General features: G+C 67.3%; 15 protein-coding genes. 4 read left to right on the top strand and 11 right to left on the bottom strand.

Going from position 1 to position 16,493, the window contains the following annotated elements; translation table 11 throughout:
• Window positions 1-135: 135 nt before the first annotated feature.
• Window positions 136-555, top strand: a complete 420-nt coding sequence (locus AB4Z46_RS16435; RefSeq protein ID WP_442284581.1) for a hypothetical protein — start codon at window positions 136-138, stop codon at window positions 553-555.
• 34 nt (window positions 556-589) lie between these two features.
• On the opposite strand, the gene AB4Z46_RS16430 is transcribed toward AB4Z46_RS16435, so the two are convergent.
• Complete coding sequence (locus AB4Z46_RS16430; protein WP_442284580.1) at window positions 590-1,543, bottom strand: phosphate acetyltransferase; 954 nt, start codon at window positions 1,541-1,543, stop codon at window positions 590-592.
• A gap of 61 nt (window positions 1,544-1,604) precedes the next feature.
• Here AB4Z46_RS16430 and AB4Z46_RS16425 point away from each other — a divergent pair, with 61 nt between their 5' ends.
• The 3 genes from AB4Z46_RS16425 (at window position 1,605) to AB4Z46_RS16415 (ending at window position 5,037) form a co-directional block, all read left to right on the top strand.
• Window positions 1,605-2,807 (top strand): acetate/propionate family kinase, encoded by a 1,203-nt coding sequence (locus AB4Z46_RS16425; RefSeq protein ID WP_442284579.1) that lies wholly within the window; start codon window positions 1,605-1,607, stop codon window positions 2,805-2,807.
• 166 nt (window positions 2,808-2,973) lie between these two features.
• Window positions 2,974-4,575, top strand: a complete 1,602-nt coding sequence (locus AB4Z46_RS16420) for an arylsulfatase (RefSeq protein ID WP_442284578.1) — start codon at window positions 2,974-2,976, stop codon at window positions 4,573-4,575.
• Between the two features lie 48 nt (window positions 4,576-4,623).
• The gene (locus AB4Z46_RS16415) at window positions 4,624-5,037 is read left to right on the top strand and encodes a DUF1801 domain-containing protein (protein ID WP_442284577.1); all 414 of its coding nucleotides are present in this window, start codon (window positions 4,624-4,626) and stop codon (window positions 5,035-5,037) included.
• Window positions 5,038-5,052: 15 nt separating this feature from the next.
• Here AB4Z46_RS16415 and sorU read toward each other — a convergent pair whose 3' ends face one another.
• The 10 genes from sorU to AB4Z46_RS16365 form a co-directional block, all read right to left on the bottom strand.
• Entirely contained in the window at window positions 5,053-5,373 is a 321-nt protein-coding gene (gene sorU, locus AB4Z46_RS16410; protein ID WP_442284576.1) for a SorU family sulfite dehydrogenase c-type cytochrome subunit, read from the bottom strand.
• A 5-nt stretch (window positions 5,374-5,378) separates the two neighbouring features.
• Complete coding sequence (gene sorT / locus AB4Z46_RS16405) at window positions 5,379-6,593, bottom strand: SorT family sulfite dehydrogenase catalytic subunit (protein WP_442284575.1); 1,215 nt, start codon at window positions 6,591-6,593, stop codon at window positions 5,379-5,381.
• A 75-nt stretch (window positions 6,594-6,668) separates the two neighbouring features.
• Window positions 6,669-7,862, bottom strand: a complete 1,194-nt coding sequence (locus AB4Z46_RS16400) for a rhodanese-like domain-containing protein (protein WP_442284574.1) — start codon at window positions 7,860-7,862, stop codon at window positions 6,669-6,671.
• Window positions 7,863-8,036: 174 nt separating this feature from the next.
• On the bottom strand, window positions 8,037-9,284 hold the full coding sequence (locus tag AB4Z46_RS16395; protein WP_442284573.1) for a phenylacetate--CoA ligase family protein: 1,248 nt from the start codon (window positions 9,282-9,284) through the stop codon (window positions 8,037-8,039).
• Between the two features lie 48 nt (window positions 9,285-9,332).
• On the bottom strand, window positions 9,333-10,136 hold the full coding sequence (locus tag AB4Z46_RS16390) for an ABC transporter ATP-binding protein (RefSeq protein ID WP_442284572.1): 804 nt from the start codon (window positions 10,134-10,136) through the stop codon (window positions 9,333-9,335).
• A gap of 68 nt (window positions 10,137-10,204) precedes the next feature.
• The gene (locus AB4Z46_RS16385) at window positions 10,205-11,530 is read right to left on the bottom strand and encodes an ABC transporter substrate-binding protein (RefSeq protein WP_442284571.1); all 1,326 of its coding nucleotides are present in this window, start codon (window positions 11,528-11,530) and stop codon (window positions 10,205-10,207) included.
• Between the two features lie 55 nt (window positions 11,531-11,585).
• Window positions 11,586-12,662 (bottom strand): branched-chain amino acid ABC transporter permease, encoded by a 1,077-nt coding sequence (locus AB4Z46_RS16380; protein ID WP_442284570.1) that lies wholly within the window; start codon window positions 12,660-12,662, stop codon window positions 11,586-11,588.
• A gap of 93 nt (window positions 12,663-12,755) precedes the next feature.
• The gene (locus AB4Z46_RS16375; RefSeq protein ID WP_442284569.1) at window positions 12,756-13,685 is read right to left on the bottom strand and encodes a branched-chain amino acid ABC transporter permease; all 930 of its coding nucleotides are present in this window, start codon (window positions 13,683-13,685) and stop codon (window positions 12,756-12,758) included.
• Window positions 13,686-13,703: 18 nt separating this feature from the next.
• The gene (locus AB4Z46_RS16370; RefSeq protein ID WP_442284568.1) at window positions 13,704-14,501 is read right to left on the bottom strand and encodes an ABC transporter ATP-binding protein; all 798 of its coding nucleotides are present in this window, start codon (window positions 14,499-14,501) and stop codon (window positions 13,704-13,706) included.
• Between the two features lie 11 nt (window positions 14,502-14,512).
• On the bottom strand, window positions 14,513-16,459 hold the full coding sequence (locus AB4Z46_RS16365) for an AMP-dependent synthetase/ligase (RefSeq protein ID WP_442284567.1): 1,947 nt from the start codon (window positions 16,457-16,459) through the stop codon (window positions 14,513-14,515).
• Between the last annotated feature and the right edge of the window lie 34 nt (window positions 16,460-16,493).

Below are 16,493 nucleotides of genomic sequence, written 5' to 3'. Positions count from 1 at the left end.
CGGCCGGCCTTCGCACAAGAGGGGCCCTCAAGAGTAAACTGCCCCGTCAGACAGCGCCGCTGGCGTCCCCGAGACGGACGACAGGCTTCGAGCGGCGTTTGCGGTCGGGGGGCTGACCTGCGAAGGGGAACAACCATGACCATGCATCTCGCGATCGGCGACTCGTCCGGGCCGCTTTCGATCGCCAGCGTCAGCCACTACAACCCGACCGGCGTCCTGCTCACGCCCGGCGCAACCTACGAGATCGCGGCGGACGACAGCCGATGGGTCGACTGGCACCTGGCATCGAGCGCGGACGGCAGGATCGAGCCCAGCTTTGCCCAGTCGATGGCGCGCTGGGCGCTGCGCTGCAAGGCAGGTCGCTGGTTCCAGCTGATCGGGGCGGTGGGTCGCACCGATGCCCATCTGTTCCCCATCGGCAAGCACGCCGTATGGACCTACGAAGGCCAGAGCGGCGAGGCCGAGCCTGAACTGTTCCTGTTCGCCAACGACGCCTGGTTCGCCTACCTCAACAACCACGGCGCGGTGAACGTGACGGTCACGAGACTCCGGTAGGGCGCATGGCGGCGCAATGCGTGTCGGCCAGGCCTCAGCCGACCGCCCTGATCGAGCCTTCGCGCGCTGCTTTCACCAGCATCGAGGCGACCGCGCATGAGGCGAGCCGCGCCGCCTCGGAGTCCGCCCGGCTGGTCAGGATCACCGGTACCTTCGCGCCGAGGACGATGCCGGCGGCGTAGGCGCCGGCCAGAAAGCTGAGGCTCTTGGCCAGCATGTTGCCGGCGTCGAGATCGGGCACGATCAGGACGTTGGCGAGGCCGGCCACCGGCGAGACGATGCCCTTGATCCGCGCCGCCTCGGGGTCGATCGCGTTGTCCATCGCCAGCGGGCCGTCGAGTTGCGCGCCGGTGATCTGGCCACGGTCGGCCATCTTGCACAGCGCCGCGGCATCGAGGGTCGACGGCACCCTGGGATTCACGGTCTCCATCGCGCACAGCAGGGCCACCCGCACTGCCGGCATCTGCAGCGCATGCGCGAGGTCGATCGCGTTCTGCACGATGTCGACCTTCTCCTCCAGCGTCGGCGCGATGTTGATCGCCGCGTCGGAGATGATCAGCGGCTGCGCGTGGCCCGGCACGTCCATCACGAAGCAGTGGCTGATGCGTCGCGACGTGCGCAGACCCCCTTCGCGGCGCACCACGGCGGCCATCAGCTCGTCGGTGTGCAGGCTGCCTTTCATCAGCGCGTCGACCTCGCCCTGGAGCGCCAGCGCGACCGCCATCTCGGCGGCGGCGTGGCTGTGCGGCGCATCGACGATCCGCGTGCCCTCGAGCCCGGCCCCGAGCGCGCGCGCGGCGGCCTCGATCTTCGCGCGCGGCCCGACCAGCAGCGGCGCGGTCAGGCCCAGCCGGGCCGATTCGAGTGCCGCCTGCAGCGCCACTTCATTGGTCGGGTGCACCACCGCCACGCGCAGCGGCGGCAGGGCGCGCGCGGCGGCGATCAGGCGGTCGTAGTGGGGATGCGCGGTGGCGGACGAAGGCTCCATGGATACTCCAGCGAACAGGCTCGGGGTTATAAGTGTCGTGCTTTCCTGGAGGATGCGAACAATGTCTGATGCAACGGCCGGCGGCGACATGGTCGCGGTCGCCAACGCAGGCTCGTCGAGCCTGAAGTTCTCGTTGTACGAAATGCGCGGCGAGGCCCTGAGCCCGGTCCTGCGCGGCCTGGTCGACGGGCTCGACACGGCGCCCGAATTCACCGCCAGCGACCCCGCGGGCCAGGTGATCGGCCATCGGGCCTGGGACGCCGGTTCGGCGCTCGGACACGATGCGGCGCTGCACCATGTGATCGACTTCGTGCGCGAACTGGTGCCGGGCATCGTGCTGCGCGGCATCGGCCATCGCGTGGTGCACGGAGGCGCCTCCTTCGCACAGCCGGTGCTGGTCACGCCGGAGGTCCTGCGGCAACTCGACGCGTTGTCGCCGCTGGCGCCGCTGCACCAGCCCAACAACCTGTCGCCGATCCGGCTGGCCTTCGACGCGCTGCCCGGCGTGCCGCAAGTGGCCTGCTTCGACACCGCGTTCCACCGCAGCAACCCGGAGATCGCGCAGATGTTCGCGCTGCCCTTCGCGCTGTACACGAGCGGCGTGCGCCGCTATGGCTTCCATGGCCTGTCCTACGAGTACATCGCGTCGCGACTGCCGGAGGTGGCGCCGGAACTGGCGTCGGCCAGGGTGGTCGCGCTGCACCTGGGCAACGGCGCCAGCGCCTGCGCGATGCAGGGCGGCCGCAGCGTGGCCAGCACGATGGGTTTCACGGCGCTCGACGGGCTGCCGATGGGAACGCGCTGCGGGGCGATCGACCCCGGGGTGCTGCTCTACCTGATGAACGAGCGCGGCATGGATGCGCGGGCCGTCGAGCAGTTGCTCTACAAGGAGTCGGGCCTGCTCGGCGTCTCGGGCGTCTCGAGCGACATGCGCGTGCTGCGCGCCAGCGATGCGCCGCGCGCCCGGCTGGCGATCGAGCTCTTCGTCTACCGCATCGTGCGCGAGATCGGGTCGTTGGCGGCCGCCATGGGTGGCCTGGATGCGGTGGTGTTCACGGCGGGGATCGGCGAGCACGGCGCCGATATTCGCCGCCTCGTCGTCGCCGGGCTGGGATGGCTCGGCATGCAGATCGACGACGCCGCCAACGACGGCGGCGGCCCGTGCATCAGCCGCGCCGCCGGTCGCTGCTCGGCCTGGGTGATACCGACCGACGAGGAGTCGATGATCGCGCGGCATACCGTGAGGCTGCTGGCCGCGCGGTGAGCCCCGCGCCGCGCCGTTGCACCAAGGTGCAATACAAAGATCGCCGCGATCCGGTTAGTCTGCCTGGCGGAAGGCCTTGAAAGGCGCTTCCGGGTCATCGGCGACGTCCGTGACCCAACGACAGCATCTCCCTCTTCGGGATCGACATCCACTTCAGGAGCATTCGATGGCGACAAAGTCAGGACAAGGCGCAGGCGGCAAACCCAACATCCTCGTCCTCTGGGGTGACGACATCGGGGTGACGAACATCAGCGCCTACAGCGACGGCATCATGGGCTACGAGACGCCCCATATCGATCGCATCGCGAAAGAGGGCGTTCGGTTCCTGCACTACTACGGCGAGCAGAGTTGCACCGCGGGTCGTGCGGCCTTCCTGACCGGGCAGCATGGCCTGCGCAGCGGCCTCACAAAGGTCGGCTTCCCGGGCGCACCGATGGGGATGAGCCAGCTCGATCCGTCGATCGGCGGCTTGCTCCAGAACCTGGGCTACGCCACGGGCCAGTTCGGCAAGAACCACGTCGGCGACCGCAACGAGAGCCTGCCGACGGTCAATGGCTTCGACGAGTTCCTGGGCAACCTGTATCACCTGAATGCCGAAGAAGAGCCGGAGCTGCCCGACTACCCGAAAGACCCGGCCTACCTCGCCAAGTACGGTCCGCGCGGCGTTCTCAAGTGCAAGGCAAGCGACAAGGACGACCCGACGGTCGACCCTCGTTTCGGCAAGATCGGCAAGCAGACCATCGAAGACACCGGTCCCCTGACCAAGAAGCGCATGGAGACCATCGACGACGAAACCTCGGCCGCGGCGATCGACTTCATGAAGCGCCAGAACGACGCGGACAAGCCGTTCTTCGTCTGGTTCAACTCCACCCGCATGCATTTGCGCACGCACGTGCGCGACGCGCATCGCGGCCGCTACGAGCATGGCGACAGCGAGTACATCGACGGCATGATGGAACACGACGACACGATCGGCACGCTGCTCGATGCGTTGGACGAGATGGGCATCGCGGACAACACGATCGTGGTGTATTCGTCCGACAACGGACCGCACATGAACTCGTGGCCGGATGGGGCGATGACGCACTTCCGCTCGGAGAAGAACACCAACTGGGAAGGGGCCTTCCGGGTCCCCTGTCTCGCTCGCTGGCCGGCGGCCATCAAGCCCGGCACGGTCACCAACGAGCTGATGAGCCACAACGACTGGATCCCGACGCTCTGCGCGATCGCCGGCGAGCCCGACATCGTCGGCAAGCTCAAGAAGGGCTACAAGGCGAACGGCAAGAGCTACAAGGTTCACCTCGACGGGTACGACCAGTCCGACTTCCTGCGCAAGGTGAGCGGCACCGCGGGCAAGAAGAGCAGCGTGAAGAGCGCGCGCGATCTGTTCTTCTACACCGACGACGATGGCCTGCTGGTGGCGATCAGGCAGGGTGACTACAAGTACGTCTGTGCCGAGCAGCGCGTGGCGGGCACGATGCAGGTGTGGGCGGAGCCGTTCACGGAGCTCCGGCTGCAGAAGATATTCAACCTGTTCCAGGATCCCTTCGAGCGCGCCGACATCACCTCCAACACCTTCTGGGATTGGCAGTTGAATCACATCGGCCAGGTGTACGGCCTGATGGAGGAGGTGTTCAAGTTCGCCGAGACCTTCAAGGAGTTCCCGCCGCGTTCGTTCCCGCCGAGTTTCAATCCGGCGACGGTCCTGGAGATGACCATGGCCGACATTCGCAAGCGGATGGAGGCGTCGGCTTCGAAGTCGAAGTAGCCACCCGGAGGCTGCCGCGCGTCACCGGGAGCCGGAGAGGAACGCCAGATGATGCCGAAGACCAGCCCCGCTGCCAGCCCGGACGCCTATGTGACGGCGCTCCATGGCTGGCGCCGAGAGCTGGTCGACGGGCTGCGTGCGGCGGTTCGCGCCGCATCGCCCCTGGAGGAGATCGTCAAATGGCGCCACCTCGTCTACATGTCGAACGGTCCCGTGCTGCTCATTCGCGCCGAGGAGGGCCGCGTGCTGTTCGGGTTCTGGCGCGGGCAGCGCCTCTGCGGCATCGAGCCCCGGCTCAAGCCCGGGGGGAAGTTCGAGATGGCCACGCTGGACCTGCGCGAAGGCATGACGGTCGATCCGGCGACGGTGCGCCTCCTGACGCGCAAGGCCGTCGCGCTCAATGAAGCGCTGGGCGACCCAACGCTCGCCGCCGTGCGCGTCGGGCCCGCTGCGCGCACCTGACGCGCGCCGTCGCCCTCAGGGCGCCGCGCCGGTTGCCGACGCCACGTAGCGCGCCAGCGTGCGGATCTGCTCGTCGGTCAAGGACTTGAACGCGGGCATCGGGCCGATGCCGTTGCGGATCGCCTTCTCGACGCGGGCCGCGTCCGGCTGCAGTTCGTCGAGGTCGGGACCGATCTGGCCGGTGGCGCCCGCCTTCTTGAGCGTGTGGCACAGGGCGCAGGCCGGCGTCGCGCCGGTCAGGAAAAGCTTGCGGCCTTCGTCCGTGGCCGGCTGGGCGTGGGCGCCCGCCATCCACAGGCCGGCGAGGACGGCGGCCCCCCAGAAGCGAGAACGCATGGGGTTCAGGCCACCGAGATGGAGACGGCGTGGTCGCGCCAGCTCGAATTCAGGTAGCCGCCCTTGTTCTCGACCCGGTTCTCGGTCTGCACATTGCCGCGCACGTCGGTGACGCGGCTGGCCAGCACGTACTTGCCGGCCGCAAGCCGCACGGGCAGCTCGAACTGGCGCCAGGCGAAGCGTCCCAGGTCCGGCCCGACGAGCGCCGCGCGCTGCCAGGTCTGGCCGCCGTCGATCGAGACGTCCACCTGCTTCACCGCGTTGACGCCGGCGAAGGCGACGCCCCGCACGACCACTTCCTCGCCCGCGCGCAGGTCCGTGGCACCGGCCAGCGGCGTGTTGATCCACGACTTGGGCGGCATCTGCCACACCGAGGGATCGGTCGGCCGCTGCGAGGCCTCGCCGGTCGGCGTCATGCGGTAGTCGGTCTGCTGGATCGACGAGTCGCTTTCCGCCGCGGTGAACGCCACCTGCTTGACGTACTTGATGCTGTTGACGCCGGTGAAGCCCGGCACGATGAGGCGCAGCGGTCCGCCATGCGCCAGCGGGATCGGCTGGCCGTTGATCTCCCAGGCCAGCAGGGCGTCCTCGTAGACGGCGGCCGGTACGCTGCGCTCGACCCTCGACTTCGGGCTGATGCCGGCCGGCAGAACCTCGCCGCCGGTGCCGGTCAGGAACTTCATCCCCGGGTTGATGCCGCCGAGCGCTGCCACGACGTGGCGCACCGGGACGCCGGTCCACATGATGCAGCCGGCCGCGCCCGTCTGCCACGGGGTTCCGCTCGGCTTGGAGGGGAACATGCCGCGGCCATTGCCGCTGCATTGCAGGACCATGGTCACGCTTTCGGTGCCCATGGTCTTGAGTTCGCGCACGCTGAGCGATTTCGGGCGCCGAACGCCCTCGATTTTGACGGTCCAGTCGTCTGGCTTGGCGACGATGTCGGCGCTCGGCGGCGCCAGGTTGTTGCGCACGTAGAGCTGGTTGACCGTGGTCAGCGAGCCATTGCCGGCCGGTCCGCGCCGCATCTCGATGGTGTTGGCGCTGTGGACGATCATCGTGCCCGCGTCCTTGAAGGCCGCGAAGGCCGGCAGGGGCCGCGCGGCCGCGCCTTGGGCGAAGGCCGTGCGCCACGGTCCGACGGCGGCGATCGTGACGGCCGCGCCGGTCCCGGTGAGGAGGGCGCGACGCATCGGATTGGGCGCAAACGGCAGATCTGTCATGAGGAAAGCTCTTTCGAATGAGGGTGTGGGGTGATTGAAGCTCGGAGCCGATACTAAGCGCTGCGCGGGCGGCGACTACTTCGCCGCCGAGTCCACGGCCAGTCCGGCGGCCCGCCATTCGGGCAGGCCGCCGCGGAACCAGTTCACGTGGGTGTAGCCGGCCTTCAGCGCCGCGATGCTCGCCTTGTGGCTCTTCCAGCATTCGGGCCCGTTGCAGCCGAAGACGAGCTCGGCGTTGCGGTCGGGGCCCAGTTCCGCCACGTTGAACTCGTCGAGGTTGGCGGCGAAGTCCGGGTCCTTCGCCGACTTCTCGACGTAGGGGACCAGCACCGAGCCGGGCACATGCGCTTCCTTGAATTCCGCGGCGTTGCGGGTGTCGATGTACTTCGCGCTGCGGCTGGACAGCAGGGTGGCCACGGTCTTGGCGTCGACCACCTTGGCGCCCTTGAGTTCGCGCGGCGTGAAGTAGCCCAGGGTGGAGACGTACGTGAAGTCCTGCGCCGACACCCGTGTGGTCTTGGTGCCCGGCGCGGCATCGCCCAGGTCGGTGCGCAGCATGTCGGCCGAGACCTTGGAGCCATCCTTGATCGCAATGCTCAGGCCCGGGACGTCGCGCGATTCCATCACCGTCTTCACCGCCGCACCGGCAGCGACCCATTTGTCGAAAGTCGACTTCTCGACACCGACGACGTCGCAGCGGCCGATCTGCAGGCACACCAGCAGGGCGTCCTGGTAGCGCGTTTCGTACAGGTCGCGGAAGTGCCGCTTCATCGTCGTGTTGGCGGCAATCGCCTCGCCGCGCAGCAGGTAGGTCACCAGGCTGTCCTGCAGCGGCAGGCCGAGGCGCTTGCCGGCGGCCTGCTGGAAGTTGCCGATCGTGCTGTTGGCGGGCACCACCAGCACGGCTTGCGAGCGCGCATCCACCGCGGCCACGGGCGTGTAGCCATAGCGCACCGCGGAGCCGATGAGGTGGGCCGGTCCGACGACGACATCCGGCAGGCGCGCGCGGGTGGCGCTCAGGTCGCTGGTCATGTCGGCCGAACCCGTGATGGCGATATCGGCAACGCGCTCCTTGCGCAGTGCCTGCTCGATCGCGTTGCGCCACACGGTCATGGTCGCGCCGCGCGATTGCTCGGCCTGGTCGCCCGGGTTCACCAGCACCTTGACCTGCGCATGGCCCGCCGTCGAGGCCAGCAGGCAGGCGGCCAGCGCCAAGCCGGCGGCCCACCGCGCGCGGGTGGATCCCGCCGCTGCAATACTCTTGCTCATCGTCGTCTAGCCCCTATGATGCTTGTCTCAAAGTATGAAACCTTCTGATACATAGGGGCAAGTACATCTAAAGTTCTCGGTTGATGTCGGTGGGTACAGGGGCATTCCGAAGGGGTTGACCATGCCACACGGTTGCGGCGCCGGCCGCCTCCCGAACCCGACGCCGGCGCCGACCTACGAATAGGTGCGACGGTCCTCGATGGTCTTGCCGTCGTCCTGAAGGCTGCCGGGCGCGACCAGCTCCGCTTCGCCGCGCAGCTTGGTCACTTCCCTGAAGCTCGCCTCCAGCCGCGTTCGCAGCCCGTCGTGGCGATGGGCCACCTCGACCTTCAGGCACACCTGGTCGTTCGCCATCTCGCCGGAGACCACCATCCGCGCCTTGAGCACCTCGGGAAAGTGCCGCACCACCTCGCCCACCTGCGAGGGGTGGACGAAGATGCCCCGCACCTTGGTGGTCTGGTCGGCCCGGCCCATCCAGCCTCGGATGCGCGGTGCCGTGCGGCCGGTCGGGCAGCGGCCCGGCAGGAGGGCGGACAGGTCGCCGGTGGCGAAGCGGATCAGCGGGTAGGCCGGATTGAGCGTGGTCACCACCAGTTCTCCGATTTCGCCCTCGGGCACGGGATCGCCCGTGCCGGGATTGACGATCTCGACGATCACGCGCTCATCCAGCACCAGACCTTCGCGCGCGGCGGTTTCGTAGGCCACCAGCCCGAGGTCGGCCGTGGCATAGGTCTGGAAGACCTCGACCCCGCGCGTCCTGAACCAGTCCGTCAGGCTGGGAGGGCAGGCCTCCCCGCCGATGGCGGCCTTGCGCAGGCTTCGGACGTCGACGCCGATGTCCTGCGCTTTCTCCAGCAGGATGCGCAGGAAGCTGGGGGTGCCGATGTAGGCATCGGGCCGGAGCTCGGCGATGGCGTGCAACTGCTGCTCGGTCTGCCCGGTGCCCGCGGGAAACACCGTGCAGCCGAGGGCCAGCGCGCCCGATTCGAAGAGGAAGGCGCCCGGCGTCATGTGGTAGCTGAACGCGATGTGCACCAGTTCGCCGGCGCGCAAGCCCGCGGCATGCAGCGCTCGGGCGCTGCGCCAGTAGTCGCGCGCCGTGCCTTCGGGCTCGTAGACGGTGCCGGGCGACGCGAACAGGCGCAGCATCTGCGGACCTCGGAGCAGCGTCGAGAAGCCGCCGAACGGGTCCTCCGGGCGCAGCCGCTTCTGGCGTGCCAGCAGGTCGGTCTTGCGCGTGACGGGCAGGCGGGCGAGTGCGCGCCGGCTGTGGATCGAGGCGGCGTCAACGCCCCTCAGGATGTCGGCGAACGCGGGTGCGTTCTGCTGCGCATGGGCGACCTGTAGCGCGAGGGCCGCCATCTGGGCCGCCTCGCGCTCGGCGGGCGGACGGGTTTCGAGTGCATCGAAGAAGGCATTCATGGCTGGCAGAAAGTTCGGGGAGGTCTCACGGAATGCGGCCGGGCAGGGTCAGGCGAGCCACCGCTTGCGCCGCTTGTAGGACTTCACGTCGCGGAAGCTCTTGCGCTCGCCGCCACCCATGCCCAGGTAGAACTCCTTGACGTCCTCGTTGCTGCGCAGGTTGGCCGCGCTGCCGTCCATGACGATCCGGCCGCTTTCCATGATGTAGCCGTAGTCGGCGTACTTGAGCGCCATGTGAGTGTTCTGCTCGGCGACAAGGAAGGTGACCTTCTCCTTCTGGTTCAGGTCTCTCACGATCTCGAAGACTTCCTCGACGATCTGGGGTGCGAGTCCCATCGACGGTTCGTCGAGCAGCACGACGCTCGGGTTGGCCATCAGCGCGCGGCCGATGGCGCACATCTGCTGCTCGCCGCCCGAGGTGTAGGCGGCCTGCGAGGTGCGCCGCGTCTTCAGGCGCGGAAAGTAGCTGTAGACCTTCTCCAGGTTGCGCGCGATCTCTGCCTTGTCGGATCGCGTGTACGAGCCGGTCATCAGGTTTTCCTCGATGGTGAGGTGGGCGAAGCAGTGACGGCCTTCCATCACCTGCACCACGCCGCGGCGCACCAGTTCGGCCGGCGACAGGTTCTCGATCCGATCGCCGCGCAGCGCGATGCTGCCCTTGGTGACCTCGCCGCGTTCGCCCTGCAGCAGGTTGGAAATGGCGCGCAGCGTGGTGGTCTTGCCCGCGCCGTTGCCGCCCAGGATGGCGGCGATCTGGCCTTCGGCCACGGTCAGCGAGACGCCCTTGAGCACCAGGATGACGTGGTTGTAGATGACCTCGATGCCATTGACATTCAGAACGATGCTTTTCATTGAATAGGATCCGAAAGGGGCAGGCAGGGGCCGTTGCCGGCCTGCCTGCGCCGACTTCGCGAAGCTGCCTATGAATTGCAGTCGTCGGGAGTTCGACGGGTCAGCTTCTTGTCGCCGACATACTTGTCGGCAGCGGTCTTGAGCAGCGGCTGCAGCACACCCGGGTCCGCATGGAGCCAGTCCGAGCTGACATCCCACTTGCTCCCGTTCCAGGTGTAAGCACGCGCCGCCGACGGCCCCATGTGGTCCTTGCAGGTCGTGGCCATGGGGCGCATCACGTCGGCGATGCCGAGCGCTGCCAGCTGCTTCTCGTCGAGCTTCAGGTTCTCGTAGCCCCAGCGCGCCTGCGCCGGCGTCATCACCTGGCCCTTGCCGAACTTCTCCTGGGCCCGGCGAACGCCCTCGACCGAGACCATCGCGTTCATCAGGCCGCGCATGTAGAGCGCCTCGCCCACTTCTTCCTTCGGGCCCGAGCCATTTCCCTTGCCGTGCAGGTTCTCCAGCACTTCCTTGGCAATCCCGGAGCCGAAGCCCGAGCCGGGGAGGATCAGCACGGCGCTGTAGCCCTCCGCGCCCGCGACGCCCTTCACGTCCGAGTCCGAGCCCGAGGGCCACACGCCCACCATTCGGTTGCGCGGATAGCCGGTCGACTGGGCTTCCTTGAGCGCCGTGGAGTTCATCACGCCCCAGCCCCAGAGCAGCACATAGTCCGGCCGGCTCTGGCGAATCTGAAGCCAGGCGGCCTTCTGGTCGACGCCGGGATGCGACACCGGAATGGAAGTCAGCTCGAAGCCATGCATCTTCGCGCGCGCGGTGACGACCGGGACGGCCTCCTTGCCGAAGGGGCTGTCGTGATAGAGCAGGGTGATCTTCTTGCCCTTGAGCTTGTCGAGGCCCCCGGCCCTCTGCGCGACATACTGGACCTGCGTGTCGGCGGAAGCCCAGTGCGTGCCGCCGATGGGGAAGCTCCACTTGAACACCTCGCCGTCGGCGCTTTCGCTCAGGCCGTAGGCGGGGGTCAGGATCGGGATCCGGTCGGCCGCGCCGCGTTCCGTGAGCGCGAAGGTGATGCCGGTCGACATGGTCTGGAACACCGTGGCGCCGCCGTTTTTTCCTTTCAGGCGCTCGTAGCATTCCACGCCGCGGTCGGTCGCGTAGCCGGTCTCGCACTCCTCCCAGGCGACTTTGACCCCGTTGATGCCGCCCTTCAGGTTGACCAGCTTGAAGTAGTCGACGAAGCCGTTGGCCCACGGCGTTCCGCTGGGGGCGTAGGGGCCGGTCCGGAAGGTCAGCAGCGGGAAGAACTGCTGCTTGTCCTGTGCCATTGCCGGCGCCGAAGTTGCTGAAATCACCGCGGCCAGCACGGTGGCCGCGATCGCGCTTGTCTTTTTCATCGTGTCTCCTGTTGTTGCATTTGTTCAGCCGAAAACGTTTCTCTTCACCCGACCGTCAATGAGGGAACGGCCATACCCTCAGCTTTTGTTTTCCCAGCATCCAGAGCTTGCTCAGCCCGTGGGGCTCGACGATCAGGAACCAGACGATGAGCCCGCCGAACACCATGGACTCGGCGTGGGAGACGGCTGCCGCGGAGACGTTGGCCCCGACGAGGGCACCCAGTGCCGGCAGCGCCTGGCTCAGGAAGATGGGGAGGAGGACGATGAAGGCAGCGCCGAAGAAGCTGCCCATGATCGAGCCCAGGCCGCCGATGATGACCATGAAGAGAAGGCGGAACGAGAGTTCCACGGAGAAGGCCGCCGGTTCCCAGGCGCCGAGGTGCACGAAGGCCCACAGGCCGCCGGCGATGCCGATGACGAAAGAGCTGACCGCAAAGGCCGTGAGCTTTGCGTACATGGGGCGGATGCCGATCACCGATGCGGCCACGTCCATGTCGCGGATGGCCATCCACTCCCGGCCGATCGCGCTTCGCACCAGGTTCTTGGCGAGCAGGGCGAAGACCAGGACGAACCCCAGGCACAGCAGGTACTTCTCGACCGGCGAGTCGATCGACCAGCCCGCGATCTGGAGTCCGCCGACGGAGACGGAGCCGGACGACGAGTCGTTGGTCAGCCACTTGATCCGCAGGAACATCCAGTCGCTGAAGAACTGCGCGGCCAGGGTGGCCACCGCGAGGTACAGGCCCTTGACGCGCAGGCTGGGCAGGCCGAACAGAACGCCGTAGAAGGTCGAGCACAGCCCACCGAGCAGCAGCGCGGGAACGAGCGGCATGTCGGGAATCCGGACCAGGAAGTTGTACGCGCCGTACGCACCCATGGCCATGAAGGCGCCCGAGCCCAGTGAAATCTGGCCGCAGTAGCCGACCAGGATGTTCACGCCGATTGCGGCGAGCGACATGATCAGGAAGGGGACCGCGATGGCGCTCAGCGCATAGTCGCTCGCGGTGGCCGGAACGACCAGGCATGCCATCGCGAGCAGGACCAGCATGGCCCAGCGATCCTGCGCGATGGGAATGATCTGCTGGTCGGCCCGGTAGGAAGTCTTGAGCTGGCCGTTTTCTCTGTAGAACATTTTTTTCTCGAACAGTCTTCTGGGCAGTGAGCCGGGATGCGTGGATGTCGGGGATCTGTCGGGCAACGCGCGGCGCGCGTCGTCGGGCTCGCTTCAGACGCGGTCGATCATCTTTTCGCCGAACAGGCCCTGGGGACGGAACAGCAGGAACACGAGGGCCAGCACGTAGGCGAACCAGATCTCGATGCCGCCGCCGATGAGGGGGCCGAGATAGACCTCCGAGAGCTTCTCGCCCACCCCCACGATCAGGCCGCCGATGATGGCGCCTGGCACCGAGGTCAGGCCGCCGAGGATGATGACGGGCAGGGCGCGCAGGGCCACGGTGGACAGCGAGAACTGCACCCCGAGCTTGGAGCCCCAGATCATTCCGGCCACCAGCGCCACCACGCCCGCCACGCACCAGACGATGACCCAGATGCGGTTGAGCGCGATGCCGATGGACTGTGCGGCCTGGTGGTCGTCGGCCACGGCGCGCAGGGCACGGCCGGTGCCGGTCTTCTGGAAGAACAGCGACAGGCTGGCCACCAGCACGGCGGCGATCAGCGCGGCGTAGAGATCCTCCTTGTTGACGAGGATGCCGCCTTCGAAGATCGACTCCAGGAGGAAGATCGGGTCCTTGGGCATCCCGATGTTGATCTGGTAGATGTTGCTGCCGAAGAGGCTCTGGCCCAGGCCTTCGAGGAAGTAGGAGATGCCCAGGGTGGCCATGAGCAGGGTCGCGGCTTCCTGGTTCACGAGGTGGCGCAGCACCAGCCGCTCGACCGCCCAGGCCACCGCGAACATGCACAGTCCCGCGAGCAGGAAGGCCAGCAGGTTGGCCTGCAGCTGGCTGTCGATGCCCAGCCACTGAGGGATCCATTCGGCAAAGCGGGCCATCGCCAGCGCGGCGAACAGCACCATCGCGCCCTGCGCGAAGTTGAACACGCCAGAGGCCTTGAAGATGAGCACGAAGCCCAGGGCGACCAGCGAATAGAGCATGCCCGCCATCAGGCCGCCGGAAAGGGCTTCCAGGAAAAATGCCATGTGTGTCTCCGCCGGATCTCAGTGGGCAGTGCCCAGGTAGGCCCTGACGACTTCCTCGTTGCCGCGCACCTCGTCGGGCGTGCCGTCGCCGATCTTCTTGCCGTAGTCGAGCACGACCACGCGATCCGAGATATCCATCACCACGCCCATGTCGTGCTCGATCAGCACGATGGTGGTGCCGAACTCGTCGTTGACGTCGAGGATGAAGCGGCTCATGTCCTGCTTCTCCTCCACGTTCATGCCGGCCATCGGCTCGTCGAGCAGCAGCACCTTCGGCTCCATCGCCAGCGCGCGGCCGAGGTCGACGCGCTTCTGCAGGCCGTAGGGCAGTTGCCCCACGGGGGTCTTGCGGTGCGCCTGGATTTCGAGGAAGTCGATGATGCGTTCGACGAAGGCGCGGTGTTTCTCTTCCTCGCGCTGGGCCGGCCCGATGCCGAAAGGATTCCGGAAAGCCTGGCTGAGCAGCCCGCTGCGGATGCGCAGGTTGCGCCCGGTCATGATGTTGTCGATCACGCTCATGCCCTTGAACAGCGCCAGGTTCTGGAAGGTGCGCGCAATGCCCATCTCGGCCACCTGGCGGCTGTTCATGTGCTTGAACGTGCGGTTGCGAAATGCGATGGAGCCCTCCTGGGGGGCGTAGACGCCGTTGATGCAGTTGAGCATCGAGCTCTTGCCCGCGCCGTTGGGACCGATGATCGCGCGCACCTCGTGCTCGTGGACGTCGAAGCTGATGTCGGTCAGGGCCTTGACCCCGCCGAAGCGCAGGCTGATGTTGCGGACGTCGAGGATGACGTCGCCGATGGTTTTCTGGCTCACGGTTGTCTTCTTCAGGCGGCGGCTTTGATGGGGGTGAACGTCTTGGCGTCCAGGATCCGGAGATTGGCGCTCGCGCTGCCGGTGCGGCCGTCTTCGAACTTCACCTGCGTGTCGATGAACTGCTCGGTCCTGCCGCCGTACAGGGCGTCGACCAGAACCCCGTACTTCTCGGCGATGAATCCGCGCCGGACCTTGTTGGTGCGGGTCAGCTCGCCGTCGTCGGCGTCGAGTTCCTTGTGCAGCACGAGGAAGCGGCGGATCTGGCTGCCGGCGAGCAGCTCGTCGCGCGACAGGTCGGCATTGACTTTCTCCACGCACGCGCGGATGAGCTCGTGCACCTCGGGCTTGCCGGCCAGGTCGTTGTAGCCGGCATAGGGCAGGTTGCGCCGCTCGGCCCAGTTGCCCACGGCCTCGAAGTCGATGTTGACCATCACGCAGACCTTCTCGCGTCCATCGCCGAAGGCCACGGCCTCCTTGATGTGCGAGAAGAACTTGAGCTTGTTCTCGACGTACTTGGGCGCGAACATGGCGCCATCGAAGGCGCCCCCGAGGAGGCGGCCGACGTCCTTGACACGGTCGATGATCTTCAGATGGCCGCTGGCGTCGATGAAACCGGCGTCGCTCGTGCGGTACCAGCCGTCGGCGCTGAGAACCTCGGCGGTGGCCTGGGGGTTCTTGTAGTACTCCTTGAGCAGGCCCGGCGATTTCACCAGGATCTCGCCGCTGTCGCTGAGCCTGATTTCCACGCCCTCGCAGGGCACGCCCACGGTGTCGGCGCGCGCCTCGTGGTCGGGCTGCAGGCAGACGAACACGGCGGTCTCGGTGGAGCCGTAGAGCTGCTTGAGGTTGATGCCGATGGAGCGGTAGAAGCTGAACAGGTCCGGGCCGATGGCCTCGCCCGCGGTGTAGGCCACGCGCACGCGGCTCATCCCCAGGTTGTTGCGCAGCGGGCCGTACACCAGCCAGTCGCCCAGCCGGTAGCCGAGGCGATCGAGCAGGCCGACCGGCTTGCCGTCCCTGAGCGCGGGGCCGACCCGCCGGGCCAGCTCCATGCAGGCATGGAAGAGCTTGCGCTTGAGGAGGCCGGCGTCTTCCATGCGGATCATCACGCTGGTGAGCAGGCCCTCGAACACCCGCGGGGGCGCGAAGTAGTAGGTGGGGCCGACTTCCTTGAGGTCGATCATCACCGTGCTGCCGCTCTCGGGGCAGTTGACCACGTAGCCGGCCACCAGCCATTGCGCGTACGAGAAGATGTTCTGGCCGATCCAGGCCGGCGGCAGGTAGGCCAGCACTTCGTCCTTGTCGGTCAGCCTGTCGAAGCTCGCGCCCGCGCGCGCACGGTCGATCAGGGCGCGGTGCGTGTGGACCACCCCCTTGGGGTTGCCGGTGGTGCCGCTGGTGAAGAACATGGCGGCCACGTCGTCGGCGCTTCCCTGCTCGACCTGCTGGCGGAACAGCGCGGGGTGGGTTCTGGCGTGGGCCGCGCCCGCCGCGATGAGCGCATCGAGCGCGGCGAGTCCCGGCTGGTCGTAGTTGCGCAGACCGCGCGGGTCGTCGAACCAGATGTGCGACAGCCGCGTGCACTGCTCGCGGATCTCGAGCAGCTTGTCGACCTGCTCCTGGTCCTCCACCACGCAGAAGCGTACCTCGGCATTGTTGACGGGGAAGACGCATTCGGCGGCCACGGCGTCCTGGTACAGCGGCACCGGAATGGCCCCGAGCGACTGCGCGGCGAGCATCGTGGCGTACAGGCGCGGCCGGTTGGTGCCGATGACCACCAGGTGTTCGCCGCGCTGCAGGCCGGCCTGGAGCAAGCCGCAGGCAATGGCTTCGACGAGCGCGGCCATGGCCGACCATGTGGTGGTCTGCCAGATGCCGTACTCCTTCTCTCGCATGGCCGGCGCGTTCGGGCGCGTGGTGGCTTGATGCGACATCAGACGGGGAAAAGTGGTTTGCACGTGTACTCCACGCAATCGCGATTTCGGGGCCGAC

Origin of the sequence: Variovorax sp. M-6, from assembly GCF_052114385.1 — a bacterium.
Lineage (GTDB): Bacteria > Pseudomonadota > Gammaproteobacteria > Burkholderiales > Burkholderiaceae_C > Variovorax.
Note: the sequence above shows the minus strand (reverse complement) of the source record. Positions and strands in the feature narration are given on the sequence as shown.